Annotated in this window: 25 protein-coding genes and 3 pseudogenes; 16 read left to right on the top strand and 12 right to left on the bottom strand. The window is 73.7% G+C overall.

The window, feature by feature from the left end; all coding sequences use genetic code 11:
* Positions 1–182 precede the first annotated feature (182 nt).
* From Sfr03f_RS27140 to Sfr03f_RS27110, 7 genes and pseudogenes are all read right to left on the bottom strand, one after another.
* A pseudogene (locus Sfr03f_RS27140) lies at positions 183–553 on the bottom strand (hypothetical protein); the annotation flags it as partial.
* 19 nt (positions 554–572) lie between these two features.
* Positions 573–770, bottom strand: a pseudogene (locus tag Sfr03f_RS31820) (IS5 family transposase); the annotation flags it as partial.
* A 1-nt stretch (position 771) separates the two neighbouring features.
* Positions 772–1227, bottom strand: a complete 456-nt coding sequence (locus Sfr03f_RS27130; RefSeq protein ID WP_108956814.1) for an SUKH-3 domain-containing protein — start codon at positions 1225–1227, stop codon at positions 772–774.
* A 42-nt stretch (positions 1228–1269) separates the two neighbouring features.
* Positions 1270–1872: a GNAT family N-acetyltransferase gene (locus Sfr03f_RS27125; RefSeq protein ID WP_108956813.1), complete on the bottom strand. Its 603-nt coding sequence runs from the start codon at positions 1870–1872 to the stop codon at positions 1270–1272.
* 72 nt (positions 1873–1944) lie between these two features.
* A pseudogene (locus Sfr03f_RS30840) lies at positions 1945–2037 on the bottom strand (IS5/IS1182 family transposase); the annotation flags it as partial.
* Between the two features lie 37 nt (positions 2038–2074).
* Entirely contained in the window at positions 2075–2263 is a 189-nt protein-coding gene (locus Sfr03f_RS27115; RefSeq protein WP_108956812.1) for a hypothetical protein, read from the bottom strand.
* Between the two features lie 185 nt (positions 2264–2448).
* Entirely contained in the window at positions 2449–3009 is a 561-nt protein-coding gene (locus tag Sfr03f_RS27110; RefSeq protein ID WP_108956811.1) for a hypothetical protein, read from the bottom strand.
* Between the two features lie 234 nt (positions 3010–3243).
* Here Sfr03f_RS27110 and Sfr03f_RS27105 point away from each other — a divergent pair, with 234 nt between their 5' ends.
* Positions 3244–4827 carry a helix-turn-helix domain-containing protein gene (locus Sfr03f_RS27105; protein ID WP_108956810.1) on the top strand — a complete coding sequence of 528 codons (1584 nt, stop codon included), beginning with the start codon at positions 3244–3246 and terminating at the stop codon, positions 4825–4827.
* A gap of 43 nt (positions 4828–4870) precedes the next feature.
* On the opposite strand, the gene Sfr03f_RS27100 is transcribed toward Sfr03f_RS27105, so the two are convergent.
* The 3 genes from Sfr03f_RS27100 to Sfr03f_RS27090 are packed head-to-tail and all read right to left on the bottom strand — an operon-like array spanning position 4871 to position 7361.
* A complete protein-coding gene (locus tag Sfr03f_RS27100; RefSeq protein WP_108956809.1) occupies positions 4871–5209 on the bottom strand; it encodes an STAS domain-containing protein in 339 nt (112 codons plus the stop codon).
* Positions 5206–6558: a PP2C family protein-serine/threonine phosphatase gene (locus Sfr03f_RS27095; protein ID WP_108956808.1), complete on the bottom strand. Its 1353-nt coding sequence runs from the start codon at positions 6556–6558 to the stop codon at positions 5206–5208. Before Sfr03f_RS27095 ends, Sfr03f_RS27100 begins: the two co-directional genes overlap by 4 nt.
* Positions 6558–7361 (bottom strand): alpha/beta fold hydrolase, encoded by an 804-nt coding sequence (locus tag Sfr03f_RS27090; protein ID WP_108956807.1) that lies wholly within the window; start codon positions 7359–7361, stop codon positions 6558–6560. Before Sfr03f_RS27090 ends, Sfr03f_RS27095 begins: the two co-directional genes overlap by 1 nt.
* Positions 7362–7596: 235 nt before the next feature.
* Between Sfr03f_RS27090 and Sfr03f_RS27085 the strand changes: the two genes are divergently transcribed.
* From Sfr03f_RS27085 to gap, 5 genes are all read left to right on the top strand, one after another.
* Positions 7597–8847, top strand: coding sequence for an outer membrane protein assembly factor BamB family protein (locus Sfr03f_RS27085; protein ID WP_159105745.1), 1251 nt, complete (start codon positions 7597–7599; stop codon positions 8845–8847).
* Between the two features lie 105 nt (positions 8848–8952).
* Complete coding sequence (locus Sfr03f_RS27080) at positions 8953–9207, top strand: HU family DNA-binding protein (protein WP_108956805.1); 255 nt, start codon at positions 8953–8955, stop codon at positions 9205–9207.
* 22 nt (positions 9208–9229) lie between these two features.
* Positions 9230–9607, top strand: coding sequence for an SRPBCC family protein (locus Sfr03f_RS27075; RefSeq protein ID WP_108956911.1), 378 nt, complete (start codon positions 9230–9232; stop codon positions 9605–9607).
* A gap of 267 nt (positions 9608–9874) precedes the next feature.
* Positions 9875–10831 carry a GlxA family transcriptional regulator gene (locus tag Sfr03f_RS27070; protein WP_108956804.1) on the top strand — a complete coding sequence of 319 codons (957 nt, stop codon included), beginning with the start codon at positions 9875–9877 and terminating at the stop codon, positions 10829–10831.
* A gap of 123 nt (positions 10832–10954) precedes the next feature.
* The gene (gene gap, locus Sfr03f_RS27065; protein WP_108956803.1) at positions 10955–11953 is read left to right on the top strand and encodes a type I glyceraldehyde-3-phosphate dehydrogenase; all 999 of its coding nucleotides are present in this window, start codon (positions 10955–10957) and stop codon (positions 11951–11953) included.
* A gap of 148 nt (positions 11954–12101) precedes the next feature.
* Here gap and Sfr03f_RS27060 read toward each other — a convergent pair whose 3' ends face one another.
* A complete protein-coding gene (locus Sfr03f_RS27060; protein ID WP_108956802.1) occupies positions 12102–13181 on the bottom strand; it encodes an NADH:flavin oxidoreductase/NADH oxidase in 1080 nt (359 codons plus the stop codon).
* A gap of 98 nt (positions 13182–13279) precedes the next feature.
* Between Sfr03f_RS27060 and Sfr03f_RS27055 the strand changes: the two genes are divergently transcribed.
* The 4 genes from Sfr03f_RS27055 to Sfr03f_RS27040 all read left to right on the top strand — a co-directional run bounded on the left by Sfr03f_RS27055 (position 13280) and on the right by Sfr03f_RS27040 (position 16869).
* The gene (locus Sfr03f_RS27055) at positions 13280–13630 is read left to right on the top strand and encodes an ArsR/SmtB family transcription factor (RefSeq protein WP_174721660.1); all 351 of its coding nucleotides are present in this window, start codon (positions 13280–13282) and stop codon (positions 13628–13630) included.
* 172 nt (positions 13631–13802) lie between these two features.
* Positions 13803–14774 (top strand): alpha/beta hydrolase, encoded by a 972-nt coding sequence (locus Sfr03f_RS27050; protein ID WP_108956801.1) that lies wholly within the window; start codon positions 13803–13805, stop codon positions 14772–14774.
* Positions 14775–14887: 113 nt separating this feature from the next.
* Positions 14888–16000, top strand: coding sequence for an ABC-2 transporter permease (locus tag Sfr03f_RS27045; protein ID WP_108956800.1), 1113 nt, complete (start codon positions 14888–14890; stop codon positions 15998–16000).
* Positions 16001–16125: 125 nt separating this feature from the next.
* A complete protein-coding gene (locus Sfr03f_RS27040) occupies positions 16126–16869 on the top strand; it encodes a VOC family protein (protein WP_108956799.1) in 744 nt (247 codons plus the stop codon).
* Between the two features lie 124 nt (positions 16870–16993).
* Here Sfr03f_RS27040 and Sfr03f_RS27035 read toward each other — a convergent pair whose 3' ends face one another.
* Complete coding sequence (locus Sfr03f_RS27035) at positions 16994–17863, bottom strand: PhzF family phenazine biosynthesis protein (RefSeq protein WP_108956798.1); 870 nt, start codon at positions 17861–17863, stop codon at positions 16994–16996.
* Between the two features lie 616 nt (positions 17864–18479).
* On the opposite strand from Sfr03f_RS27035, the gene Sfr03f_RS27030 reads away from it, so the two are divergent.
* The 6 genes from Sfr03f_RS27030 to Sfr03f_RS27005 all read left to right on the top strand — a co-directional run bounded on the left by Sfr03f_RS27030 (position 18480) and on the right by Sfr03f_RS27005 (position 26285).
* Positions 18480–20042, top strand: coding sequence for a pectate lyase family protein (locus Sfr03f_RS27030; RefSeq protein WP_108956797.1), 1563 nt, complete (start codon positions 18480–18482; stop codon positions 20040–20042).
* Between the two features lie 188 nt (positions 20043–20230).
* Entirely contained in the window at positions 20231–21175 is a 945-nt protein-coding gene (locus tag Sfr03f_RS27025; protein ID WP_108956796.1) for an RNA polymerase sigma-70 factor, read from the top strand.
* 154 nt (positions 21176–21329) lie between these two features.
* Positions 21330–22565: an NAD(P)/FAD-dependent oxidoreductase gene (locus Sfr03f_RS27020; protein WP_108956795.1), complete on the top strand. Its 1236-nt coding sequence runs from the start codon at positions 21330–21332 to the stop codon at positions 22563–22565.
* A 235-nt stretch (positions 22566–22800) separates the two neighbouring features.
* Complete coding sequence (locus Sfr03f_RS27015; RefSeq protein ID WP_108956794.1) at positions 22801–23739, top strand: hypothetical protein; 939 nt, start codon at positions 22801–22803, stop codon at positions 23737–23739.
* A 69-nt stretch (positions 23740–23808) separates the two neighbouring features.
* Positions 23809–24435, top strand: coding sequence for a YigZ family protein (locus Sfr03f_RS27010; RefSeq protein WP_108956793.1), 627 nt, complete (start codon positions 23809–23811; stop codon positions 24433–24435).
* Positions 24436–24908: 473 nt separating this feature from the next.
* The gene (locus Sfr03f_RS27005) at positions 24909–26285 is read left to right on the top strand and encodes a lipase family protein (protein ID WP_108956909.1); all 1377 of its coding nucleotides are present in this window, start codon (positions 24909–24911) and stop codon (positions 26283–26285) included.
* Positions 26286–26348: the final 63 nt, after the last annotated feature.

Here is a 26348-nt window from a genome sequence, read left to right as displayed (position 1 = left end):
GGAACGGGGAACAGCGGTCCCGGCGGCGCACCTCGGGTGCGACCGGGCGGTTGTCTCCGTGTCCCACCGCATCACCCTCCGGGCGTCACGACCAGCGCAGCACGTCGGACGGGTGACGAGGCGCGCGGGGCGGACGGACCCGCGGGCCCGGTGCGGCCGCGGTCAGGGCGTGTCCGGCGGATCAGTTCGCCGGGCTGCTCGGTGGGCCGTCCCGGAAAGTCGCGGGCGGCCATCCAGACGGTGAGGCCGCGGGCGACGTCGTGGATGCTGGTCGAGGTGGTGACCTCATGCTCGTTGCGGGTGGTGTCACGGCGGACGATCTCGTAGCCGTCTTCGTCCAGGATGGCGACGGAGGCGAACCAGGCGGGGTCGTCTTCGTCGTGCTGGACGACGATGAAGGTGTTGTCGGAGTCGTTGAGGTCGCTGATCAGCATGAACAGCGCGTCCTCGGAGGGATCGTCGATGTGGTCGCCGTTCTCACTGTCGGCGCGGTAGTTCTGAGCCCTCACCGTTGACTCTCCCTCGCCCTGTCGACCCTGGCTACGAGCAGCATGGCATGTGGAACCGACGGCTCAGGCTGCTCGTAGCCGTTCGCCGATCGCGGCGATCAGGACGGTGGCCTCGAAGCGGACGGCGAGTGTGTCGACCCGGGTGCCCACCGCCCGGTTGCGCTTGAGCCGATTGATCCCGCACTCGACTGCGTGCCGGGCCTCGTAGTCCTCACGGTTGAAGGCCGGCCGCCGCCCACGGGCCTGCCCCCTTCGCGATCGATCACTCCCCAGTCGACACGTCGATCTCCGGCGCCCTGTAGCCGAGCACCAGAGACCTCAGAGCCTTGTCCCATGAACCGTAGATGGCGATCCAGTCACTGACGACGTACACATCACCGTCTTCATCGATGCCCAAGGGATGGCAATGCTCCAACTCGCCGATCGGGAACAGCGAAACACCGAGTTCCGCGCTCCAATCGGTGAACTGATCTTCTGCTCCAAGAGCCGACTTCGGATCGAATGAGAAGGCCGCACGAAACACGGTGACACCCGGGCCACGGTCGGGAACGCTCAGACCGGCGAACTGGGACAAGAAGGCCCGGGCAGCCGGATGAGCCACCAGCCCTGCCTCTTCCAGCTCTTGCAACCAAGGCGTCACGTCGACGGACCGGCCGGGGAACCAGCCAGCAGCTGCCAGTGTCTTCGCCACCTCTTCATCTGGTGCGAAAACTGTCATCGCGTCACTACCGGACCGGGTGTTGGACAAGTGCTTCGCCGGTCAGGCCTCCCAGGCGCGAGGACGGTTCAGTTCTTCCCATTCAGGGCGGAGTAGCGAGAAAACGGCGAGGTCGTGGCGGCGGCCGCGGTGGAGGCAGGCAGCACGGCTGATCCCCTCCTGGGTGAAGCCGGACTTGGCAAGGACGGCGAGCGCGGGGGCGTTGTCGGTGTGCGTTTCCGCCGTGAGCCGATGCATCGGGAGTTCACCGAAGGCCAGGTCCACCACGGCGTCGAGGGCCGCGGTGCCGTGGCCGTGTCCTCGATGTCGAGCAGCGAGCATCAGCTCGACTTGGGCTGTGCCGTTGACGATGTTCTGGTTGGTCAGGGCGACGTGGCCGACAGGGGTGCTGTCGGGGAGGAGGATGAGGAAGTCGTCCCGGTCGTCGTCCTCGACATCGCGCTCGATGCGCTCGCGCACGGCGGTGAGTGAACGTGGCCAGATGCCTATTTGGTGGGCGGCTACGGGGTCGGATCTCCAGCTGTGCATGAGCTCGGCGTCGTCCATGTCGAGCGCTGCGAGGCCGAGGGTCTTGGCCCGCCAGGAAAGCTCCCTTTCGGCCTCTGCGTCATGCTCGGCGCCTGCAATCGTGATGTGGTCGACCATAGGCGGATGCTATGGGTGTCTTCGGGCCCGGACCACCGCGTTTTTTCGCTCAGTGGCGCGTCGTCATGGCTGGTCGGTCCACCGTCGTCCACGGACCGGATCGGCCGGCATCAGCGGCTCGATCCGGTCCCACATCGCATCGGTGATCATCAGCCGAACAGACATAACCGATCAATCGATCAACCCATCAAAGAGACACGCTCTAGTCGTCCGAGCCGTTGCGGCCCGAGGAGGAGCCACGGGGCAGGCTGCGCGCCGCCTCGCTGCCGAGCAGCGTCACCCCGGAGACGACACGGGCCCACCGCGGGGCGTCGCCCCGGGCGGTCCAGTAGACGCAGGCGCAGCCGCCGAGGACGAGCAGGACGACGAGCGACAGTACGAGGACCACCATGTTCTCCCCCTGTGTGGTGCAGTCGGTGACATCGTGCCAGGTGACGGCCGACGCGGCGGGGCCGGGACGGAACGCGTGACCTGCTGTGACAGTTCCGTGCACGGGAGACGCGAGGGGGGACGCCCGGGTTCCGCCCCCCCGGTACAGGACGAGCGGGGCGGGACCCGGGCGGGAGGTGCCGGTGGTCAGCGGGCGCTGGTGGGCTGGATGTCGACGACGCGGTCGTAGCGGCCCAGCAGCACGTAGAGCCTGGTCCGCTGTGCCGTGTCCCCGCTGCCGAACGTCAGGGTGACGACGACCTCGTGGCCGTTGCCCACGGCGCCGTTGTCGGCCACCGACCACTGCGCCGGGATGTTCTGGGCGCGCAGGACGCCGTCCACCCCGTTGTCCGTCTCCCAGGCCGCCAGCCGGGCGGCGAACTCGGGCGCCAGGTAGTGGCCGCGGAGTGCCGTGGCCAGCGTGGGGTCCGGGTCCGCGTAGTCGCCCTTGGCGTCGACGTAGGCGCCGTAGAAGTCGGCGACCCGGGTCACGGCCTCCGCCGGCCTGCCGGTGATCGTCCGCTGGGCGGCGAGGGCCGTCGCCCGCGGCGTCGCCCGCTTGGTGGCCGCCTGGGCGGTGGCCGCCGGTGTGGTCGCCTGCGCCGAGGCGGTGAGGCCCAGGGGGAGGGCGACGGCGGCGGCGAGGCAGACGGCCAGGGCGGTGCGCCGGACGTGCCTGTTCCTGGTCGTGCTCGGGTTGGCGTGCATCAGCTGATTCCTCGGGTTCGTTGGATCCGGACGTGCGTCGCCGTGTGCGGAGCACCCCGCCAGGCCCTCGGGGCGGTGGGGCGGCTCCGGCGACGACAGGAGCGTGGGCGGACCGGCGGCCCTGGGACAACAACCGGAGCGCCGGCCGCGACGGTGGAACCGTCCCAGCCCCTGTGACCTCTCCTTCTTCGGGTGCCTGGGACGCCGTCCTGGGACACGAGGGAGAGGGAGACGATGCCGTCCCAGGACGAGGTGGAGGAGTTCGCGGCGCTGCTGCGCGGTCTGAAGGCGCGCACGGACCGCAGCTACGGGGCGCTCGCGAGGCGGCTGGGCATGAACACCTCGACGCTGCACCGCTACTGCGCGGGGGACACCGTGCCGCTGGACTTCGCGTCCGTGGAACGGTTCGCCGCGTTGTGCGGAGCGACTGCGGCCGAGCGGGTCGAGCTGCACCGGTGCTGGATCCTGGCCGTGGCGGCCCGACAGCGGGGGGCGGCGGCCAAGGCCTCGACGACCACCGCGCCGGCCCCCCAGGAGGCCCCGCCCACGACGGGGCCGGCCACGCCCGGGGCTGGGGCAGCCGTGCCCGCGGCAGCCGAAGCCGCGCCCCTCGCCGGAACTCCCGTGCCCGCGGCGGTGGATGCCGTGCCGACCGCTGGGGCGGGCGTGCCCGCGGCAGCCGAAGCCGCGCCCCTCGCCGGAACTCCCGTGCCTGTGGCAGCGGTTACCGCGCCGACCGCCGGAACGCCCGTGCCTGCGGCAGCGGAAGCCGCGCCGACCGCTGGGGCGGGCGTGCCCGCGGCGGTGGAGGCCGTGCCCACCCCGGGAGTGGCCGTGCCCGCGGCAGTGGGAAACGGGCCCGCGTCCGGTGAGGCGGGGCTCCGGCCGTCCGGGGCGAAGGGCGGCCGGTACGGGCGGCGGTTCGCGGTGTCGGGGGTCGTGCTGGCCGCATTGTGCGCCACGGTGGGCGGGGTGGCCGCCCTGTCGTCCGGGAGCGGGACGACCACCGCGGACGGCGGGGCGGCGTCCACCGGCCCGGCGGACGTGCGGCACAGGCCCTCGGCCACCGGGGACGGCCGGTCCTCCGGCGGGCCGTCGGCCTCGTCCCCGGACGCTCCTCCGAAGGCGACCGGGGACGGCGAAGCCCCGTCCGGCCCGTCCGGCCCGTCCGGCCGGTCCAGGCACCCCTCCGCAGGGGCCTCCTCCACGGTCGCCCCCCTCGCCTGGAGCGTCGACGCGCAGCTCTGGGCGACCGGTTGCGATCACGACTACGTCATCGGCAAGGCGCCCCGCGACGTCCCACCGCCCCCGGCCCCGCAGGACGCGGGCCCGTGGGCGCACTCCCAGAGGGCGGTGCACGGCGGCCGGACGCTCGTGGGCATCTCGGTGCAGGGCCGGACGGACACGGCCGTGGTCCTCGAGGCGCTGCGGGTCCGCGTCGTGGGGCGCGCCGAACCGGTGGAGGGCGCCGTCTACTCCACGGGCCAGGGCTGCGGCAGCGACATGACCCCGCGCTCGTTCGCCGTCGACCTGGACAAGGACCGGCCCCTCGCCCGCCCCGTGCCGGGCAGCGACCGCGGCACGGACACCCCCGCGGTGCGCATGCCCTACAAGGTGTCCGCGACGGACCCGGAGGTCCTGCTGGTCGACGCCCGCACCGCGGACTGCGACTGCCGCTGGTACCTGGAGCTCGACTGGTCCTCGCAGGGCCGCACCGGCACCGAGCGCGTCGACGACCACGGCGTCCCGTTCCGTACCAGCGGCACCGAGGGGCTGCCGCACTACTGGTACGCGAACCGCGGCTGGACGCCGTGGTGAGCCGGACGGTCGACGGACACCGGACGCCGGACGGTGGGGAGCGTCAGGCCCGGGTGGCGCTCCCGACGTCGGGGTGCAGGGCGAAGATCTGGTCGAGGCCGGTGATGCGCAGGATCCGCTGCGTTCCGGGCGGCACGGCGGCGAGCGCGATGTCGGCCCGGGCGTCGAGGGCGTGACTGCGCGCGGCGATCAGCGCGGTGATGCCGCTGGAGTCGCAGAACTCCATGCCGCCCAGGTCGAGGACCAGGCGCTGACCCGGCCGCAGGGCGACGGTGGAGACGAGCGCGCGCAGTTCGGGGGCGCTGGCGTAGTCGAGGTCGCCGAAGACCTCCAGCACGGGTCCCGTCCCGGCGTCGCGCGTGGTCAACCTCAGCATGCTCATCGACTGCCCGCCGTCCGGGGGTCGGGGGCCGGGACGCCCAGGGCCAGCAGGGCGGTGTCGTCCTCGAGGCCTTCGCCGAAACTGTCCAGCAGGCCGGTCAGCGCTGCGACCACCGCCTGCGAGGACCGCCCGGCGTGGCCGGCGGCGAAGGCGAGCAGCGCCTCCTCCCCGTACAGACCGGCGCGGTCCGCGCCCGTGCGGGCCTCGGTGAGGCCGTCGGTGTACAGCAGCAGGGTGTCACCGGGGGCGAGCACGGTGGCGGCGGTGCCGACGGGCGCCGTGGGCACGATGCCCACCACGAGGCCGCCCGGGGTGGGCAGGTAGTCGGCCGAGCCGTCGGCCCGCAGCACGATGACCGGAGGGTGGCCGCCCGACGCGAGGTCGACGGTCACCCGCCCGGTGGCCGGGTCCGGCTCCAGGACGCCGAAGACGGCGGTGCAGTAGCGCGGGTCCCCGCCGGCCGAGTACCGGTCGTACAGCACCTTGTTGAGGGTGGACAACGTGGCGACGGGGTCGGGGTCGTGCAGTGCGGCCGCGCGCAGTGTGTAGCGCGTCAGCGAGGTGAGCGAGGCCGCCTTGGGGCCCTTGCCGCAGACGTCGCCGAGGAAGAACGCGAACCGCTTGTCGTCCACGGGGAAGACGTCGTAGAAGTCGCCGCCGAGCCGGTCGGGGGAGGCGGTGTGGTAGTACGCGGTCGCCTCCACGCCGGGCACCTCCGGCAGCATGTCGGGCAGCAGCGAGTGCTGGAGGACGGCGAGGGCGTCCTGCAGCCGGGCGCGGTCGGCCTCGGCCTGCCGGCGCGCCTCCTCGGCCTCCCTGCGTGCCTCCTCCGCCTGCCTGCGTGCCTCCTCCGCCTGCTTGCGCGCCTCCTCGGCCGCCTGCCGACGGCGCAGCAGCTCCTCCTCGTAGGCGCGGCGGTCACGGGCGTCGAAGACGGTGGTGCGGATCAGCAGCGGATCGCCGGTGCTGCCGCGCTTGACCACGGAGGAGACCAGCGCGGGCATCCGGCCGCCGCCGGCCTGCTTGATGTCCAGCGCGATGCCGGTGACCTCGCCCTGCATCCGCAGCAGGGGCGCGAAGTGCGTCTCGTGGTACAGCTTCCCGCCAACGGTCAGCAGGTCGGTGAACCGGATCCGGCCCACCACCTCGTCGCGTGACAGGCCGATCCAGTCCAGCAGGGTGGCGTTGATCTTCGCGACGGTGCCGTCCATCAGCGTGGACAGGTAGCCGCAGGGCGCCGACTCGTACAGGTCCTCGGCGCTGTCCTCCAGCACCGCGGCGAACGCGGCGTCCAGGGTGCTCTCGTCGTCGGGGCCGTGCGGGTCCTGCTGCTGCCCGCTGCGGCACATCACCGCAGACCGTCCAGGAACGTGCGGATCGCCGCGTTCGTGGCCTCGGGCGCGGACAGGTGCGGGCAGTGGCCGGTCGCGTCGAGGGTGACCAGCGTCGAGCCGGCCACGGCCCGGTGGACGAAGGCGCCGACCTCCCGCGGGGCGATCGCGTCCTGGGTGCACTCCAGCACCAGCGTCGGCACCCGCACGCTCTTGAGGTCGTCCCGCGCGTCGGAGAGGAAGGTGGTCCGCGCGAAGACGTGCGCCATGTCGGGGTCGGTGGCGCAGAAGCTGTTCCTGAGCTCCTCGCCGAGCTCCGGCCGGTCCGCGTTCCCCATGATCACCGGGGCCATCGCCGCGGACCACCCCAGATAGTTGGCCTCCAGGGACTCCAGCAGCTCCTCGATGTCCTCGGCGCTGAACCCGCCCCGGTAACCCTCGTCGTCGATGTAGCGCGGCGACGGAGCCACCATGACCAGCGACCCGATGCGCTCCGGCGCCATGTCGGCGGCCAGCACGCCGATCATCGCGCTGACCGAGTGGCCGACGAACGCCGCGTCGCGCAGGTCGAGGGCCTCGCACACCTCCACGACGTCCCGGGCGTACCCGTGCAGCGAGCTGTAGCGCTCCTCGGAGAAGGCGGAGAGGTCCGAGCGGCCCGATCCCACGTAGTCGAACAGCACGACCCGGTAGTCCTCGACCAGTGCGGGCAGCGTCAGCCGCCACATGTTCTGATCGCAGCCGAACCCGTGAGCCAGCACCACCACCGGCCCCAGTGGATTGCCGGTGACGGTGACATTGTTCCTGCGAGCGATGTCCATGCCCTTCAGTCTCTCAGCCCCCGTACACCTCTCGGGCACGGCCCGGTGCTCGCGGTGGCCCGCCCGGGCGGCGACCACCGCCGGCCCCGGTCCGGCACCCGTGCCCGCCGGCGCACGTCAACTGCCCCGGGGGGCAGGCACGTTGATTTGCCGCGGCGCATGGGGTGCTGCCGCCGGGGTAGCTGGACGGGGCCGTCCGGACCGGGGCGGCGTCCGACAGGGGGGTACCGCGGTGATGAGAGCGACACGTCCGCTCGGCAGGCGACTCGGCGGGGTCTGCCTGACCGCCGTCACACTGCTGACGTTCACCGGCTCACCGCAGGCCGCGGCCCCGCTGCCGGGGCAGCGCGCCACCGCGGCCGAGTCGGCGGACGCCACGCTCGGCTACCGCACCGACGTCCGGGCCGACGGGTACGTCGCGGGGGCCACCGCGGCCCCGCCGTTCGAGAAACTGTGGTCCAGGGACTTCGGCACCGCCGTCTCCGCGCCCGTCGCGATCGGCGACAAGGTGTACGCCGTCGTCAACGCGGACGACGGCACGGAGGGCGGGCCGCGCATGGTGCTCGTCGGGCTGCACGCCGCCACCGGCAAGGACCTGTGGCCGCCCGTCACCGTCACCGACAACGAGCCGGACGCCTCGGTGACGTACGGGGGCGGGCTGCTGTACACCCAGACGTCGCGCGGCACGATCGCCGCCTGGGACCCGGCCACCGGGCGGAAGAAGTGGTCCGTGCAGCTCGCGTCGGCCTCCATGGAGTACCCGGTCGCCTGGTACAACGGCATGCTGTACCTCCAGGACGGCATCGGTTCCGCGCTGGCGCTGCGTGCCACCACGGGAGCCCGGGTGTGGACGGCGCCGCTCTCGGAGTACGGCTGGGCCCCCACCGTCGTCGACTCCACCGGTGTCTGGATCGGCTTCGACGACATCGCCTGGCACCACCTCGACCTGAGGACGGGCGCCGAACTGCACCGCTTCGAGGTGCCGGACATCTGGGGCGCCTACGGCAACCCGGTCGCCCTGGGGGCCGGCGCCTTCTGGGTGCGCAGCTACGCCGGCCAGGAGCAGACGGTCACCGCCTACGACCGCAGGACCGGAGCGGCCGTGCGGAAGCTGCCCGCGGACGCGACCCCCGCCTTCGGGCCGGGCCGCGTGTACGTCGCCCACCAGGGCAAGGTCAGGGCGCTCAGCACCAGCACCTACCACGCCGCGTGGACGTACACCAGTTCCGTGGGGGCGGCCACCGTGCGGCTGGTCGCCAACGGCCACGTCTACGTCCAGGACGCGGACGGACGCCTCGTCGTGCTGGACGACGGGACCGGCAAGGCGGTGTGGTCCTACCGGCTCCACCCCGCTCCGCACCCCCAGTCGCGGATCGTCGCCGAGGACGACTGGCGCGGTTTCGTCCCTCCCGGCCTCGCCACCGCCAAGGGCCGGCTCTTCGTGCCGGGCGCCGAGGGCACGCTGATCGGCTTCGGCAAGGGGTAGCGGCCGGGCGGCCCACTCCTGCGTGCGGGGGCGGCGAGGCGGTGCCACGATGGTGACGTTCTTCGTTCCCCAGGGCAGCAACGTCGAGTAGGGCGGGTGCGTCGTATGGACAGGTCCGAACTGGTCGAGGCGGTGGCGCGGAAGACCGCGGAGGGCGGTGACCTGTCCGACGCGCAGGTCGGCCGGGTGATCGACGCGGTGTTCGGCACCGTGGCCGAGCCGGGAGCGATCGCCGAGGCCCTCAAGGAGGGCCGGACCGTCACGCTGGTCGGCTTCGGCAGCTTCCACCACGCGGACGGCGAGGCGGGCCTGCGCCCGGGCAAGGCGCTCAACGAGTTCGTCAACGACCAGGTCCGCTGAGCGGGCGGTCGCGATGGCCGCGATGACGCTCCGGGCCTCGGGCTCCGCGCCGCCCGAGACGGCCTGGCGGCGGTACGCCGCCCCCTCCCGCTGGCCGACGTGGTCGCCGCAGATCCGGGCCGTGCGGGTGGACGGCGACCGCATCGCGCCCGGTCTGCGGGGCGAGGTGGTCTCCCTGTTCGGCGTCACGGCGCGGTTCGTCGTGGAGAGCGTCGACGAGGAGCGCCGGCGGTGGACCTGGCGGGTCCGGCTCGGCCCCGTGCGCATGCGGCTGCACCACGCGGTGCTCGCCCGGCCCGACGGGTCGGCCACCACCCTGCGCCTGGAGGGCCCCGCCCTCGCCCTCGCCGCGTACGCCGGCCCCGCCCGGTGGGCGCTGGGCCGCCTGGTGCGCGCGTGAGGACGCCGGTGGGTGCCTGGTCTGGTGCAGGCGTGAGGAACGTCGGTGGGCGCCGGGGCGCCTGGCGCGGGTGAGGACCCCGGGTCGCCCGGTGGGTGCGAGGACGCCGGGTCGCCCGGTGGGTGCGTGAGGACGCCGGGGCACGCGTGACGACGCGACAACGCCCGGTCGCGCCTGCCGACGCCGGGGTGGGCGTCTCGACGCCGGCGCACGGGTCCGCCCCGGCCGGCCGTCGTCCGGGGTGGGCCGGCACGTAGCCTTTTTCCCATGTCGGCCTCCCGTCTGCACCGCGTCGCCGTACTCGTGCTCGAGGGCGCGAAGCCGCTCGACGTCGGCATCCCCGCGCAGGTGTTCACGACCCGCGCGAGCATGCCGTACGAGGTGCGGGTGTGCGGTGCGACGCCCGGGCTCGTGACCGGCGGCGACGGCCTGTCGTACGCCGTCGCGCACGGTCTCGAGGCGCTGGAGTGGGCCGACATCGTCTTCGTCCCGGGCTACCGGTTCCCCGACCGTGAGGACCCGCCGCGTGCCGTTGTCGAGGCGCTGGTGGCGGCCCACGCCCGGGGAGCGCGGCTCGCGGCCATCTCCACCGGCGCCTTCGCCCTCGCCGCCACCGGCCTGCTCGACGGCCGGCGGGCCACCACGCACTGGCACTACGCGCGGGCCCTGCAGGCCAGGCACCCGCTGGTCGGGGTCGACGAGAACGTCCTGTTCGTCGACGAGGGCAGCGTGCTCACCTCGGCCGGCGCCGCCTCCGGCATCGACCTGTGCCTGCACATCCTGCGCGGCGACCTCGGGGTGGCCGCGTCCAACCACGCGGCCCGCCGCCTGGTCGCCGCGCCCTACCGCAGCGGCGGACAGGGGCAGTACGTGCCGCGCAGCGTCCCCGAGCCCAAGGGCGAGCGCTTCGGCTCGACCCGCGAGTGGGCGCTGCACCGGCTGGGGGAACCGCTGACGCTCGACGTCCTGGCCCGGCAGGCCGAGGTCTCGCCGCGCACCTTCTCCCGGCGCTTCGTCGAGGAGACCGGCTACACCCCGATGCAGTGGGTGATGCGCGCCCGCATCGACCTCGCCCGCGAACTCCTCGAGCGCTCGCAGCGCAGCGTGGAACAGATCGCCGCCGACGTCGGCCTGGGCACCGGGGCCAACCTGCGGCTGCACTTCCAGCGCATCCTCGGCACCACGCCGAGCGAGTACCGGCGCACCTTCACCCAGGGGCAGTAGCCGGCTGCCGCCCAGGAGGGGCGCCGAGCGGGTGGCACGATCCTTTCGAACTGTGGCGATCTCGCCACTGTCACCCCCGTGACCTGCGAGGGAGGCTGGAGGCGAAAGGAAGGGACATCACCCATGACTCGCATCGCCATCAACGGATTCGGCCGCATCGGACGCAACGTGCTGCGCGCGCTGCTGGAGCGCGACACCACCCTCGAGATCGTCGCCGTCAACGACCTGACCGAGCCGACCGCGCTCGCCCGGCTGCTCGCCTTCGACAGCACCTCGGGCCGCCTCGGGCGCCCGGTGACCGTCGAGGGGGACGTCCTCGTCGTCGACGGACGCCGGATCAAGGTGCTGGCCGAGCGTGAGCCCGCGCAGCTGCCGTGGGCCGAGCTCGGGGTCGACATCGTCCTGGAGGCCACCGGCCGCTTCACGTCGGCCAAGGCGGCGCGCGCCCACATCGACGCCGGCGCCAAGCGCGTCCTGGTCAGCGCCCCGGCGGACGGCGCGGACGTCACGCTGGCGTACGGCGTCAACACCGACGCCTACGACCCGGCGCTGCACACCATCGTCTCGAACGCCTCCTGCACCACCAACGCGCTCGCCCCGCTGGCCGCGGTCCTCGACGAACTGGCGGGCATCGAGCACGGGTTCATGACCACGGTGCACGCCTACACGCAGGAGCAGAACCTGCAGGACGGCCCGCACCGCGACCCGCGCCGGGCCCGTGCCGCCGGCGTCAACATCGTGCCGACCACGACCGGCGCCGCCAAGGCGATCGGCCTGGTGCTGCCGAACCTCGACGGGAAGCTGTCGGGCGACTCGATCCGCGTGCCGGTGCCGGTGGGCTCGATCGTCGAGCTCAACACGACCGTCTCGCGCGAGGTCTCGCGTGAGGACGTGCTGGCGGCCTACCGCGCCGCGGCCCAGGGCCCGCTGGCCGGCGTCCTCGAGTACTCCGAGGACGCGCTGGTGTCGTCCGACATCACGGGCAACCCCGCCTCCTCGATCTTCGACTCGGAGCTCACCCGCGTCGACGGCCGCCACGTCAAGGTCGTCGCCTGGTACGACAACGAGTGGGGCTTCTCGAACCGCGTGATCGACACGCTCGAGCTGCTCGCCGCCGGCTGACCCGGGCGGGACACCGGGCGGGCACCGGAGGGCGCCCGCCCGACGACCGAAGCCGGCCGTGCCGCCGGGGCCCCGGGCCCCCGCGGCACGGCCGGCGATCGTCGTGGCGCGGCGAGGCGCGTGCCGCGGACGGACCGGTGGTGACGGGTCAGACGGAGCGGTGGTACTGCTCCGGCACCCGCACCTCGGCGCCCAGCTCGCGGGCCGCGTGCCGGGCCCAGTACGGATCGCGCAGCAGTTCCCGGCCGAGGAGCACCGCGTCCGCCTCGCCGTTGGCGACGATCTTCTCCGCCTGGTCCGCCTCGGTGATCAGACCCACCGCCGCGACCGGCAGCGAGGTCTCCGCCTTCACGCGGGCGGCGAAGGGCACCTGGTAGCCGGGGCCGGTGGGGATCCGGACGCCGGAGGCGTTGCCGCCGGTGGAGACGTCCAGCAGGTCGACGCCGTGCGCCCGCAGGTCCCCGGCGAAGCGGACGGTGTCGTCGGCGCTCCAGCCGCCCTCGTCCAGCCAGTCGGTCGCCGAGATGCGGAAGAACACCGGCCTGTCCTGCGGCCACACCGCACGCACCGCGTCGACGACCTCCAGAGCGAAGCGGGTGCGGTTCTCGTACGAGCCGCCGTAGGCGTCGGTGCGGCGGTTGGAGTGCGGCGAGAGGAACTCGTTGATCAGATAGCCGTGGGCGCCGTGGACCTCGACGACTTCGAAGCCCGCGGCACGCGCCCGCCGGGCCGCGTCCGCGAACAGGGCGACGATCTCCCGGATCTGCTCGACCGTCAGCTCGTGGGGCAGGTGGTGCCCCTCGGCGAAGGGCACCGGACTCGGCGCGACGGGGGTCCAGCCGTGGGCGTCCGGGCCGACCGGGGCGCCGCCCTTCCAGGGCTGCGCGGTCGACGCCTTCCGGCCGGCGTGGGCGAGCTGGACGCCGGGCACGGTGCCCTGCGCGACGAGGAAGCGGGTGATGCGCCGGAACGCCTCGACCTGCGTGTCGTTCCACAGGCCCAGGTCCTGGGGCGAGATGCGGCCCTCGGGGCTCACCGCGGTCGCCTCGGTGAGGATCAGGCCGGTGCCGCCGGCCGCGCGGGCGGCGTAGTGGGCGAAGTGCCAGTCGTGCGGGGCGCCGGCCTCGGGACCGTCCGGCGCGGCCGAGTACTGGCACATCGGGGCCATCCACACGCGGTTCGGGATGGTCAGCTCACGCAGGGTGAAAGGCTCGAAGAGCGCGCTCACGGCGCCTCCATTCGTCACGGGCGGGACGGTCGGCTTGTACGATAACCGTCGTAGTACGGTGGATGTCAAACTACGAGGGTCGTCGTACCATGGCCGTCATGACCATCAGCGCACCCGCCGGCAGCCGTGACCTCCCGCACCCGGCGTGTGAGGAGATCCGGCTGGAGGGGGTCCTGCACGCGCTGTCCGACCCGATGCGCCTGCGGATCGTCCGGGAACTCGCGGCCGCCGGGGGAGGGGAGCTGAGCTGCTCCCAGTTCGAGCTCCCGGTCACCAAGTCCACGACGACGCATCACTTCCGGGTGCTGCGCGAGAGCGGCGTCATCCGGCAGATCTACCGGGGCACGGCCAAGATGAACTGTCTGCGCGGCGACGACCTGGACGGCCTCTTCCCCGGTCTGCTCGACGCGCTCCTGGCCGCGGCCGACCGGCAGTCCCGCCTGGCGTAGGCGCGCCCCCCGCTCCGCGCCGCCCGCTCCGCGCCGCCGGCGTGCGGCCCCGCACCGGCTCTCCCGGTTGCGGCCCCGGCGGCCGCCGGGAACATGGTGGGAGGAACGGGGGGTGAGGCGTCCGTGCCGCCGGACCGGCCCGGCGGGCGCCCTGACACGACTGGAGTCCCGCATGACGACCCTGCCGCCCCCCGTCACGCCGTACCTGGAGCCCGCCGCGAAGGCGCTGGCCGAGGCCACCGAACCGCACCCCCGGATCTACGAGGTGCCGCCGGAGAAGGGCCGGGAGATCCTGCTCGGGCTGCAGAGCGACGCGAGCGTCCCCCGTCCCGAGGTGGACGAGGAGTGGGTGGAGGTCGACGCGGGGGAGTGGGGCACGGTCCGCACCCGGATCATCCGGCCCAAGGGGGCGTCCGGCCCGCTGCCGGTGGTGTTCTTCATCCACGGCGCCGGGTGGGTGTTCGGCGACGAGAAGACCCACGACCGGCTCTTCCGCGAGCTGGCCGTCGGCGCCGGGGCGGCCGGGGTCTTCCCGGTGTACGACCGTGCGCCGGAGGCCAAGTATCCGACCCAGGTGGAGCAGAACTACGCGGTCGGCCGGTGGCTGCAGGAAAACGGCGCCGACCACGGTCTGGACGCCTCGCGCGTCGCCGTGGCCGGCGACTCGGTGGGCGGATGCATGTCCACCGTGTTCGCCCTGATGAACAAGGAGCGCGGCGGCCTCGACCTCAAGGCCCAGGTCCTGCTGTACCCGGTCACCGACGCCGACTTCGACACCCCGTCCTACCGGCAGTTCGCCGAGGGCCACTACCTCACCCGGGACGGCATGATCTGGTTCTGGGACCAGTACTCCGAGCCCGCGCAGCGCTCCGAGCCGCACGCCTCCCCGCTCCGGGCGGACCTCGACCGGCTCAGGGGCCTGCCCCCGACCCTCGTCGTCACCGACGAGGCGGACGTGCTGCGCGACGAGGGCGAGAAGTACGCCAACCGGCTGCGTGAGGCGGGCGTCGACGTCACCGCCGTGCGTGTGCTCGGCATGGTCCACGACTTCCTGATGCTGGACAGCCTCCGCGACACCCGCGGCGCGAACGTCGCCCGCCACCTGGCCGTCGAGGCGCTGAGGAAGGCGCTCCATCAGGGCTGACGGCCTGTCGGCCTCTCCGCCGGACGGTGGGGAGGCCATGCCTCCGCCCTTTTAGATGTAACATACAAGGAAAGTAGTTGTAATTGCCAATCATCTGAAGGGCTGGCCTCTCCATGACCGCTTCCCCGGCCGCCGCCGCTCCGGGAGCAGCGCCCGCTCACGCGGCTCCCCGCATGCGCGAGAGCATCGGACACGTCGTCCAGCACCTGCTGACCCCGCTCCTGATGTGCCTGGGGATGGGCCTCGCCTACCTGGGCGCCTTCCACGCTCCCGCACCGCACGGCATGGAGGTCGCGGTCGTCGGGACCGGTACCCGCGCGCAGGTCCTGGCGCAGACCCTCGAGGACAAGGCCGGGGACGGCCTCGACGTCAGGACCGTCCCGACGCGCGACGCCGCCGTGGACCGTCTGATGGACCGGGACCTGGCCGCCGCGTACGTCCCGTCCGCGAAGCACCCGGAACTGCTGGTCGCGAAGGCCAACTCCGACACCACGGCCACCGTCGCGGAGACCGTCTTCGGGAAGGTGGCGGCCGGGCAGGGCGCCGTCCTGTCGGTGACCGACCTGGCGCCCACCGCGGACGGGGACCCCACCGGCCAGGGACTCTTCTTCGTCCTGGTCACGATCAGCATCGGTTCCTATGCGAGCGTCGCCGCCATCGGCGCGGCCGGGGCCGCCCTGCGGCTGTGGACCCGTGCCGCCATCGGTCTCGCCACCTCGCTGGTGGTGAGCGTCATCGGCATCGTCCTGGCCGGGCCGGTCTTCCACATCGTCGACCACGGCCTCGCCGGGGTGTGGGGGATGGCGTGGCTCTACTCGGCCGGCATCGTCGCGATCGGCGTCGGCCTGCACACCTTCCTCAAGCGGTGGACCACGCTGACGATGATGACGCTGTTCGTGATGCTCAACTTCACGACCTCGGGCGGCATCTTCCGCCCCGAGCTGCAGAACGGCTTCTTCGGCGCGCTGCACGCCTTCTGGAACGGCGCGGGCTTCGTCGAGGGCGTCCGCAGCCTGCTGTACTTCCCCTCCGGCGCCGGCCTGACCGGCAGGATCGTCTCGCTGGTCCTCTGGCTCGGCGTGGGCCTCGTCGCGCTCGCCGTGGCCGACGGCGCCGAACGGCGTGCCCGGCGGGCCGCGCGGCCCGCACCGCTGCCGACCGCCGCGGAGCGGGACGCCGAGGAGCGGGACGCCGAGGAGGAGATGGCGGAAGCGGTCGCCGTCTGACGCGCGCCGGTCCTGCCCGGCGGGCCCCGTCCGCCGGGTGCGCCGCGGGAGCCGGGCGCCGGCCCTGAACCGCGCGCGAGGAAAGCGGGTTGGCGTCCGAGTGAACGCCGCCTAGGGTCGCCGGCATGACGCTGCGACTCTTCGAGGTGAACCTGAAGGCGCGGGACGACGTGGCGCTGGGCCGCTTCTGGGCACAGGCGCTCGGCTGGACCGTCTCCGGTGCGGGCGACGGCGCCACCAGCGTGAAGCCCCCGGGCCTCGCCTGGCCGGACCCCGCCGCCGTCCGGGTCGACATCATCGCCGTGCCCGATCCGGAGACCGTGGACACCCGCGTGCACCTGGAGCTCGCCACCGGCTCCGCGGCCCACCACGCGGAGCTGGTCGCCCGCCTGCGGGACCTCGGCGCCACGCCCGCCGAGGCCGGCCGGGGAAGCGTCCCGTGGACGGTGCTGTCCGACCCGGAGGGCAACGCCTTCTGCGTCCTGGAGCCGCAGGAACTCCACCGGGACACCGGGCCGATCGCCGCGGTGGTCCTCGACTGCGCCGACCCGCGCGCGACGGGCCGGTTCTGGGCCGAGGCGATGGGCTGGACCCCGCACGAGGTGACCGACGACCGCGTGCTGCTGCGCTCCGCCGAGAACGCCGGCCCCTACCTGGACCTGGTCCGCACGCCGCACCTCACGGGCGTCCGGCACCGGGCCCATCTCGACCTCGCCCCCCACCCGTTCGAGGCCGGTCTCCAGGCCGCGGAGGTGGCCCGGCTCGAAGGCCTCGGCGCCGCCCGCGCCGACGGGGGCCGGGGCGAGTTCCCGTGGAAGGTGCTGACCGACCCCGAGGGCAACGAGTTCTGCGTCCTCGGGCCCGCCTGACGGGCGCGGGACAGCTCGTCCGAGGGCGTGCGTGCCCGCCGCCCTCGGAGGGCCGCTCCCCGGGGTCCTCAGGGGGCCCTCCCCGGAACGCCCTCCCCAGGGTCCTCCGGGGAGGGCCCCGCGGTCACCTGGGCAGGGCGTCCAGGGTGCCCCTGGCCACCATCGTCACGCCGCCGCCGACCCGGACGTTGCGCAGCGCGTCGGGGCTCCCCTGTGGCAGGACGACGAGCCGGCTCGGGCGGCCGGTGAAGCGCCCCTGCCGCAGGACGAACGCCTCGTCGACGGGCACGACGCCGTGCCGTGCCAGGTACGCGCCGACGCAGCCGGCCGCGCTGCCGGTCGCGACGTCCTCCAGGACCCCGTCGTTGTTCCAGTGCCGGCCCTCCAGGGCCCCGACGTCGAGCAGGTACGCGAACTGCGCGCCGTACCGTCCGAGCAGGTCCGCGAAGTCGCGGCGGACGATTCTCGCTTCGGCCAGGCCCGCCACCACCGGCACCACGAGATAGCGCAGGCCGGTGGAGACGACCTCCGCGGGCAGAGGGGCGAGCGCGCCGGCGGGCAGGTTCAGGGCCGCGGCGACCTCGGGCCTGTCCCGCGCCGGCACGGTCGCGAGGAACTCCGGTGGCCCCTGGTCGAGCTCCGCGTGATACCCGGCGCCGGTGCGCCTGGTCGTCACCTCGACGGTCCTGCCGGTCGGACGGAACGCCCACCGCCGTGGTGCGGCGCCCCCGTCGCGCTCGTGCAGGACGGCGGCCGCGCCGAGGAGCGGGTGACCGGCGAAGTCGAGTTCCCCGAAGAGGTCGAACACGCGGGCGGCGACGGTCGGGGCCCCGTCCGCGCCGCTCAGGAAGATCGTCTCGAAGTGCCGGAGCTCCTGGGTGATCGCGAGCATCTGCTCGGCCGAGAGGCCGGCGGCGTCGGGGAAGACGGCGAGGCTGTTGCCGGTGAACGCCGTGTCGGCGAACACGTCGACGTGGCGGTAGCGCAGGGGCATGGGGGAGTCCAGGGTCGGTGCGGTGGTGGCCGGTCGTACCCGACGCTAGGCCGGTGCGGCCCCGCCGGTCCTGGGCCAATCCCGCGGAAGTGGCCCGTGATCGCGTGCGATCACGGGGACACATGCCTCGCCGAACGGCGCTGCCACCCCGCAACGGTCGAGGTCGCGTACCTCTCCGGAGGAGCGGCCACGGGAGTACGGGCGGACTCGGCGAGGTCCTCGGGAGGGCTCGCCGGCGGGTGAACGCGCCGTCGGCGGGGGCTGATTCCGGCCAGGTTTAGCGACCGGTTTAGTTACCGTCACCGCTTTTTGCCGCCGAGGTCCGCGAAGGTTTCGATCGAGTATTGACATGACCGAATCAGTGAATGCTGTCATGGTCGCGGCAGCCACCTCGCGGCCCGGGTCACCGTCCCTCGCGACACCGCTGCACGAGCCGATCGTCCGCCCACCGGGCGGGCTGTCGGCGCCGCACCCCGGTGACGTCGAGAAGGCGGCGGGAGATCCCCGACCCCCGTGGAACCGCCGATGCGTCCCTGCGGAACCGCCCCCACACTGCCCCCACACCGCCGTCACGCGACCGACCCGGCGTACGGCGTGGACGAAAGGACGAACGAGGATGAGACGACGCGTCGCATTACGGCTCGGTGCGGCTCTGGCGACCGGTGCGGTCGCCGCGGCGACCGGGGTGATGCTGTCGATGCCCACGGCGTCGGCCGCCGCCGCCGGGGCCACCGGCTTCGCCACCCAGAACGGCGGCACCACCGGAGGCGCGGGCGGGCAGACCGTGCGCGCCACGACCGGCACCGAGATCCACGCGGCCCTGTGCAACCGGGCCAGCCGGAGCACCCCGATCGTCATCCAGGTCGAGGGAACGATCAACCACGCCAACACCAGTCAGGTCTCGGGCGGCAGTTGCAGCACCGCCGGCGGCGTGATCGAACTCAAGCAGATCAGCAACGTCACCGTCGTCGGGGTCGGCGGTGGCGCCGTGTTCGACCAACTGGGCATCCACATCCGGGAGTCCAGCAACATCATCATCCAGAACGTGACCGTCCGGAACGTCAAGAAGTCGGGCTCGCCCACCTCCAACGGCGGCGACGCGATCGGCATGGAGAGCGACGTCCGCAACGTGTGGGTCGACCACACCACGCTGGAGGCGTCGGGCGGCGAGTCGGAAGGCTACGACGGCCTGTTCGACATGAAGGACAACACGCAGTACGTCACCCTCTCCTACAGCACGCTGCGCAACTCCGGCCGCGGCGGCCTCATCGGGTCCAGCGAGAGCGACGTCAGCAACGGCTACGTGACCTTCCACCACAACCTGTACGAGAACATCGACTCCCGCACCCCGCTGCTGCGCGGCGGAGTGGCCCACATCTACAACAACCACTACCGCAGCCTGAACGAGTCCGGCATCAACTCCCGTGCCGGGGCCCGCGCGAAGGTCGACAACAACTACTTCGAGGACTCCAAGGACGTCCTGGGCACCTTCTACACGGACGCGGCCGGCTACTGGCAGGTCTCCGGGAACATCTTCGACAACGTGACCTGGTCCAGCAGGAGCGGCGACACCAACCCGGCCGGCCCGAACCCGCAGTCGAACACCACGGTCTCCGTGCCGTACGGCTACAGCCTGGACGCGGCGAGCTGCGTGCCGAGCGTGGTCAGCCAGACGGCCGGCGCGAACAAGGGCCTGCGCGTCTCCGACGGCAACTGCACGCCCCAGACCCCGGGCCCGACGCCCACCACGCCGGCCCCGACGACCCCGGCCCCGACGACGCCCGCCCCGACGACGACCCCCACCCAGCCGAGCGGCCCGAACCTCAGCCTCGGCGCGGGCGCCGACGGTTCCAGCAAGGCCGACGGCACCAGCTACGGCAACGTGCGGGACGGCAACCTGTCGACCTACTGGTCGCCGGCCGGCAGCACGGGCTCCGTCTCGGTCAAGTGGGGCTCGCCCACGGCGGTGTCCAAGGTCAGCATCCGTGAGGCCGCGGGCTCCGCGGGCGCCGTCCGCTCCTGGCGGCTGCTGAACCACGACACCGGCGCCGTGCTCGCCTCGGGCACCACGGCGGGCGTCGTGAGCTTCCCCCGCACCACCCTGAGCAAGATCACCTTCGAGATCATCGGCGCCCAGGGGACGCCGCGGATCGCCGAGTTCGAGACCTACTCCGGCTGACGCGCGGGCTGACGCGGGCTGACGTGCACAGGGCCGGCCGCCGTGCCGCGGCACCCGGCCGGCCCCGTGACGGCGCCGCGCCACCCGATGACGACCGCGCGGGCGCGGTCGTCATCGTTCGTCCGCAGTCGGGCGTGGGCGGCGCACGGTCTGCGGCGCGTGCGGGGGGTGACGGATAGCATCGGGGCATGCCGCTGACCGCCGAGGACGTGGACAGGTTCGAGATCGCGAGGCCCCGGCTGGGGGCCATCGCCTACCGGCTGCTGGGGTCCGCGAGCGACGCCGAGGACGCCGTGCAGGAGACGTTCCTGCGCTGGCACGCCGCCGACCCGCGGCGCATCGAGGTGCCCGAGGCCTGGCTGACCAAGGTGCTCACGCGTCTGTGCCTCAACCAGCTCACCTCGGCCCGTGCCCGACGCGAGACCTACGTGGGCCAGTGGCTCCCCGAGCCGTTGCTGGAGGGCGACCCGATGCTGGGCCCCGCCGAGACGGCGGAGCAGCGGGAGTCGGTCTCGTACGCGGTGCTGACGCTGATGGAACGGCTGTCCCCGAACGAGCGCGCCGTGTACGTGCTGCGGGAGGCGTTCGGGCACTCCCACCGGGAGATCGCCGACATCCTCGACATCGGCGAGGCGGCCAGCCAGCAGATCTTCCACCGTGCCAAGCGGCACCTGGCGCAGGGCCGGACCCGCACCGAGGTCGACGGGGCGGCGGCGCGGCGGATCGCCGAGGAGTTCCTGACGGCGGCGACGAGCGGGAAGTACGACGGGCTGCTGCGGCTGCTGACCGACGACGCCGTCGCGGTCGGGGACGGGGGCGGCAAGGTCCCGGCCCGGGCCAAGGCCTTCGAGGGCGCGCGGGCGGTCGCGAAGTTCATGTGGGGTCTGTTCAGGCCGGCCCAGTCCAAGCGGACGCTCGTCGGCGGTTCGCCCGAGATCCACGCGACGACGGCCAACGGAGAGCCCGCCGTCGTGGCGGTCGTCGAGGGGCGCGTGGTCGGGATCGTGTGCCTGGAGGTCACGCCCGAGGGCATCGCGGCGTTCCGCAGCCAGGTCAACCCCGACAAGCTCGGCCGGGCCACCCGGCGGTGGGCGGAAGGCGGGCACGGGGAGCCCTTGTTCCACGCCTTCTGACGCGCGCCGTCGGATCGCCCACCGAGTGTGACGCAGGTCACATTCTTGTTCTGTCAGGAAATCGCGAGCTGTCCGGTTCAAGAGGCGAACCGGCCCGCGAACGGGTCACCGACCTCCCCCGAGCAGGGTGGACCCCATCGACAGGAGCAGGAAAATGCAGCACCGCATCATCGTCCTCGGCGCCGGATACACGGGGGCCACCGCGGCCGGCCGACTTGCCAGGAGGCTGCACCCGGACGACGTGAGCATCACGCTCGTCAACGCCGCGCCCGACTTCGTCGAGCGGGTGCGCATGCACCAGCTCGCGGCGGGTCAGGAGCTGCGGAACCGTCCCTTCGCCGAGATGTTCAAGGGCACCGGAGTGCGCCTGGAGGTCGCCGAGGTCGCCGGGATCGACGTCGACCGCCGGACCGTCCAGGTCTCCGGCCGCGGGGCGGACGGCGGCGTCTCGGACGGCGGCACGAGGGAACTGCCGTACGACACCCTGGTGTACGCCCTCGGCAGCGGATGGAACGACCACGGCGTCCCCGGCGCCGAGCAGCACGCCCACGAGATCGCGAGCAGGGCCGGAGCCCTCAGGCTCCGCGAGCGGCTGGGGGAGCTCGCAGCCGGTGGGACCGTGACCGTCGTCGGCGGGGGCCTCACCGGACTGGAGGCCGCCACGGAGATCGCCGAGTCGCACCCGCACCTCGCCGTCTCCCTCGCCGTCCGGGGCTCCCTGGGCGACTGGCTCTCCGAGAAGGGCCGCGCGCACCTGCGCAAGGTCCTCGACGGCCTGGGCGTGACCGTCCACGAGCACGCGGCCGTCACCGCCGTGGAGGCCGACCACGTCACCACGGCCGACGGCAGGACCCTGCCGGCCGCCGTGACCGTGTGGACCGCCGGCTTCGCGGTGCACCCGATCGCAGGGGCCAGCGCCCTGGAGACCGGGGAGACGGGCCAGATCGTGGTCGACGGGACCATGCGCTCGGTGTCGCACCCGGACGTCTACGCGGTGGGCGACGCCGCCCTGGCGATGGGCGACGGCGGCAAGCCGCTGCGGATGTCGTGCGCCAGCGGTGTCCCCACCGCGTGGCAGGCCGCCGACTCCATCGCGGCCCGTCTCACGGGCGGGAAGCTCCCGCACACCCCACTGCGCTACTTCAACCAGTGCATCTCGCTCGGGCGCAAGGAGGGTCTCATCCAGTACGTCACCGCCGACGACCGTTCCAAGGACGCGGCGCTGACCGGCCGGATCGCGGCGCTCTACAAGGAGATCGTGTGCAAGGGCGCCGCCTGGGGCGTCGCCAACCCGACCCTCGCGATGCCCACCCGGCGGCGTCGCGTCCTGCCGGCCGAGGAGCGGACCGTCCCGGCCGTCGAGGTCCGGGCCGCCGACGCCTCCGCCTGACCCGTGGGACGTCACCGCCCACCGGCGGGCGGGGCGCCGACTGACCCGTGCGGGGGGCATGGGTCCCCCGGAGGGACCCGCTCCCGCGCACGGGTGAGGCGGGCCGGGTGGGAGCGTGCTGGGGTGGAGGTCACTGCCCCGTCCGGGGCGGGCGTCGCCGGGCGCGTGCCGCCGAAGGGCGCCCGCGGCCGACCGCGGCCGACCGCGGCGGGGCCGACTTCCCAGGAGGACGACGATGACCCGCTCCACCCGATCCGCGCGGCCCACCCGCTCGGCACGACGCCGCGGCTTCCGCGTGGCCCTTCCCCTGGCGAGCGCCGCGCTGGTCGCCGCGGTCGCCACGGCCGCCGCCCCGCTCGCCCAGGCCGCCGGTTCCCCCGGGCTTCCGGGCCAGGGACAGTGCGAGCAGCTGCGCTGCGCCGGAGGGGCGCCCGACCTGCCGGCGCCGTCCGGTTCGGCGGAGCGGGCGGGGGGACCGATCCCGGGGGAGGAGTCCGCGTCGGCGGCCGGTGAGGCGGACACCGCCGGTGCCGACGCCCCGGTTCTCGCGGGGGACGGTGCGACGGGCTCCGGGTCCGCGGGAGCCGGACCTGCGGCCGACGAGCCCGTGGCCGACGAGGGATGGGCTGACGGTCCGGCGGCCGGCGAGGCGGTGGGGCCGGAGGAGGCGGCCTCGGAGGGTGTGGATCCGGGCGTTGTGTGGCCCGACCCCATGGGTGAAGAAGCCCTGTCGGGCCTCATGGGTTCGGACGCCATGGGTTCGGACTCCATGGGGTTCGACTCCATGGGCGCGGAGGACGTGGGCGCGGAGGACGCGGGGGCGGACTCCATGGGGGCGGACGCCACCGCGCAGGAAGCGGACGTGACGCCGGATCCGTCGGACGCCGGTGTGACGGACGGGGCGGCGGACGCGTCCGTCGGCCTGCCGGACGAAGCCGGGACCCCGGCCGAGCAGGGCATGCCGGCATGGCCGAGCGAGCAGACGGAGCCCGAGAGCGCGGCCGCCCCCGCCTCGCCCGCCTCGCCCGTGACGCCCGGCCAGGACGGCCAGGCGCCGTCGGTGCCGCCCGCCAACCCCGACGCGGAGCAGCCGCAGGGGGACGAGACGGTCGAGCACACCGCCTCCCTGCTCCCCGCCTTCGACGGCTTCCCCTCCGAGACGCCCGACGAGTAGACGGCCCCCGCCGCGGGCCCCCGGGTACGCGCCGCCGGGGGCCCGCGAAGCACGGCATAGGCTGGGCGGATGCAGGACGAGTACCGCACAGTGGCCCGCGCGGGCGTGCACGAGACCGAGATCAACCGCTCCCGCTTCCTGTGCAGCCTCGCCCCGGCGGCCACCGAGGAGGACGCGCAGGCGTTCGTCGCCGCCGTCCGCAAGGAGCACGCGGACGCGACGCACAACTGCTTCGCCTACGTGATCGGCGCCGACGCCTCCGTGCAGAAGGCCTCCGACGACGGCGAACCGGGCGGCACCGCCGGGGTGCCGATGCTGCAGATGCTGATGCGCCGCGAGATGCGCTACGTCGTGGCCGTCGTGACCCGGTACTACGGCGGCGTCAAGCTGGGGGCGGGCGGACTCATCCGCGCCTACGGCGGCGTGGTCGGCGAAGCCCTGGACGCCCTGGGCACGCTCACCCGGCGGCGGTTCCGGGTGGCCACGGTGACCGTGGACCACCAGCGGGCCGGAAAGGTCGAGAACGACCTGCGGTCCACCGGGCGTGAGGTGCGCGACGTGCGCTACGGGGAGCGGGTGGAGATCGAGATCGGTCTGCCCGACGCCGACGTGCCGGCGTTCGAGGCGTGGCTGGCCGACGCCACCGCCGGCGCCGCCCGTCTCGAGCTCGGCGGAGAGGCGTACGGCGACGCCTGACCGCGCCAGCGCCGCCCACCACCACCGCCCGCGTCCCGCGGTGCCCCGCCGGGTTCCGCCCCCACCGCGCAGTGCCTTCTGCCCGGGTGCTCCCTCCACCGGGTGCTCCCGCCGCCGGGTTCCGCCCCCACCGCGCAGTGCCTTCTGCCCGGGTGCTCCCTCCACCGGGTGCTCCCGCCGCCGGGTTCCGCCCCCACCGCGGGGCCCCCGCCGGGCGTCGCCCGCGCCCCCCAGTGCGTTCCGTCCGGGCTGCGGCCCGCCGCGCGGTGCTTCCCGCCCGCGCGTCGCCTCCCGCCGCGCGGTGCGCACCCGTCCGGTGCCGCTGCCCGCACCGGCGGTGTTCCCTGGCCCGCGCAGACGTCTTGTCACCACATGGGCCACGCCTTACTCTCCGGTAAGTAACCGCCGGTAACCCGGGCGACCTGTGCGCCCTCCGACGACGAGCAGGAGTGAGCCGCGTGGAAAGATTCGGCATCCCAGACCGGTCCCAGGCCGCCCCCGAGGCCCCGCGGCGCGCCCCCGCGCGGCGGCTGCTCGCCGCCGCACTGGTGGCCCTTGCCTGCGTGGGCGCACAGACCGCGGCCGCCCAGGCGGCGCCCGCCACCGGTTCGGAGCCGGCCGCCGTCGGGGCGGAGTCCGCGGAGTCCGGCTTCTACACCCCGCCCGCGACCCTGCCCGCGCAGAACGGCGCGCTGGTTCGCACCGAGCCGCTGCCGCTCGCCATCAGCCTGCCGACCCTCGGCGGCCCGTTCCCCGGCAAGGCCACCCGGCTGATGTACCGGTCCACCGACTCCGGCGGGCAGCCCGTCGCGGTGACCGGCGCCTACATCGAGCCCACCGCCGCGTGGCGGGGCGGCGGCGCGCGACCGCTGGTGGCCGTCGCGCCCGGCACCATGGGGCAGGGCGACGAGTGCGCCGCCTCCAAGGGGCTGCAGTACCCGATCCTGCTCGAGGGCGACTCCCTCTCCGTCGGGTACGAGGACCTGTCGATCTACCGGCTGCTCGCCTCCGGCGTCGCCGTCGTGGTCACCGACTACGTCGGTCTCGGTGCGACGGACCGCCTGCACACCTACGTCAACCGCGTCGACGGCGCGCACGCCGTGCTGGACGCGGTCCGGGCCGCCCGCTCGCTGCCCGGGACCTCGCTGACGCCCGAGTCGAGGATCGGCCTCTACGGCTACAGCCAGGGCGGCGGCGCCACCGCGGCGGCCGCCGAGCTCGCCGCCTCCTACGCCCCGGACGTGCGGCTGTCCGGCACGTACTCCGGGGCCCCGCCGGCCGACCTGACCGAGACGATCAAGGGCATCGACGGGAGCGCCCTGACCGGCGCCCTGGGATGGTCGCTCAACGGCTTCCTGCAGGCCTACCCCGACCTGCGGCCCATCGCCGACGCCCACCTCAACGACAAGGGACGCGCCGCGCTCGAGGAGCTGTCCGGCATGTGCATCGGCGACTCGCTCATCGGTTACGGGTTCCGCCGCAGCTCCTCCTGGACCAAGGACGGCAGCTCCCTCTCGCAGATCGTCGAGAGGGAGCCCCGCATCCAGGAGGTGCTCGACGAGCAGCGCATCGGCGACCGCAAGCCCTCCGGGCCGGTGCGGGTGGCGACCGGCGTCCAGGACGACATCGTGCCGCACCGGCAGTCCCGGCAGATGGCGGTCGACTGGTGCCGCAAGGGCGGGAACGTCACCTACAAGGCGATCGTCCTGCCCAACCTCGGCGACAAGATCCTCACCAACCACATGGTGCCGCTGCTCACCGACCAGGGCGACGCCATCGACTGGCTGAAGGACCGCCTCGAGGGGAAGGCGGCGGTCTCGAACTGCTGGAGCATGCCGGTCCAGCCCTGACGGCCCGTCGGGAGGCCGCCCGGGAGGCCGTCGAGGGCCTTCCGGGCGGCCGCCGCCCCCTCG

The organism is Streptomyces fragilis (genome assembly GCF_003112515.1).
Lineage (GTDB): Bacteria > Actinomycetota > Actinomycetes > Streptomycetales > Streptomycetaceae > Streptomyces > Streptomyces fragilis.
This window is presented reverse-complemented; position numbering and strand designations above follow the sequence as displayed.

Coding starts and splice junctions, on each gene's coding strand:
- Sfr03f_RS27095 (WP_108956808.1), bottom strand. CDS start 6,558: ATGTGCCGCAGCGGGCAGCAGCAGGACCCGCACGGCCCCGACGACGAG.
- Sfr03f_RS27130 (WP_108956814.1), bottom strand. CDS start 1,227: ATGACAGTTTTCGCACCAGATGAAGAGGTGGCGAAGACACTGGCAGCT.
- gap (WP_108956803.1), top strand. CDS start 10,955: ATGACTCGCATCGCCATCAACGGATTCGGCCGCATCGGACGCAACGTG.
- Sfr03f_RS27040 (WP_108956799.1), top strand. CDS start 16,126: ATGACGCTGCGACTCTTCGAGGTGAACCTGAAGGCGCGGGACGACGTG.
- Sfr03f_RS27055 (WP_174721660.1), top strand. CDS start 13,280: ATGACCATCAGCGCACCCGCCGGCAGCCGTGACCTCCCGCACCCGGCG.
- Sfr03f_RS27030 (WP_108956797.1), top strand. CDS start 18,480: ATGAGACGACGCGTCGCATTACGGCTCGGTGCGGCTCTGGCGACCGGT.
- Sfr03f_RS27075 (WP_108956911.1), top strand. CDS start 9,230: ATGACGCTCCGGGCCTCGGGCTCCGCGCCGCCCGAGACGGCCTGGCGG.
- Sfr03f_RS27010 (WP_108956793.1), top strand. CDS start 23,809: ATGCAGGACGAGTACCGCACAGTGGCCCGCGCGGGCGTGCACGAGACC.
- Sfr03f_RS27015 (WP_108956794.1), top strand. CDS start 22,801: ATGACCCGCTCCACCCGATCCGCGCGGCCCACCCGCTCGGCACGACGC.
- Sfr03f_RS27045 (WP_108956800.1), top strand. CDS start 14,888: ATGACCGCTTCCCCGGCCGCCGCCGCTCCGGGAGCAGCGCCCGCTCAC.
- Sfr03f_RS27110 (WP_108956811.1), bottom strand. CDS start 3,009: ATGCACGCCAACCCGAGCACGACCAGGAACAGGCACGTCCGGCGCACC.
- Sfr03f_RS27070 (WP_108956804.1), top strand. CDS start 9,875: ATGTCGGCCTCCCGTCTGCACCGCGTCGCCGTACTCGTGCTCGAGGGC.
- Sfr03f_RS27050 (WP_108956801.1), top strand. CDS start 13,803: ATGACGACCCTGCCGCCCCCCGTCACGCCGTACCTGGAGCCCGCCGCG.
- Sfr03f_RS27085 (WP_159105745.1), top strand. CDS start 7,597: ATGAGAGCGACACGTCCGCTCGGCAGGCGACTCGGCGGGGTCTGCCTG.
- Sfr03f_RS27090 (WP_108956807.1), bottom strand. CDS start 7,361: ATGGACATCGCTCGCAGGAACAATGTCACCGTCACCGGCAATCCACTG.
- Sfr03f_RS27115 (WP_108956812.1), bottom strand. CDS start 2,263: ATGGTGGTCCTCGTACTGTCGCTCGTCGTCCTGCTCGTCCTCGGCGGC.
- Sfr03f_RS27025 (WP_108956796.1), top strand. CDS start 20,231: ATGCCGCTGACCGCCGAGGACGTGGACAGGTTCGAGATCGCGAGGCCC.
- Sfr03f_RS27020 (WP_108956795.1), top strand. CDS start 21,330: ATGCAGCACCGCATCATCGTCCTCGGCGCCGGATACACGGGGGCCACC.
- Sfr03f_RS27100 (WP_108956809.1), bottom strand. CDS start 5,209: ATGAGCATGCTGAGGTTGACCACGCGCGACGCCGGGACGGGACCCGTG.
- Sfr03f_RS27035 (WP_108956798.1), bottom strand. CDS start 17,863: ATGCCCCTGCGCTACCGCCACGTCGACGTGTTCGCCGACACGGCGTTC.
- Sfr03f_RS27080 (WP_108956805.1), top strand. CDS start 8,953: ATGGACAGGTCCGAACTGGTCGAGGCGGTGGCGCGGAAGACCGCGGAG.
- Sfr03f_RS27125 (WP_108956813.1), bottom strand. CDS start 1,872: ATGGTCGACCACATCACGATTGCAGGCGCCGAGCATGACGCAGAGGCC.
- Sfr03f_RS27105 (WP_108956810.1), top strand. CDS start 3,244: ATGCCGTCCCAGGACGAGGTGGAGGAGTTCGCGGCGCTGCTGCGCGGT.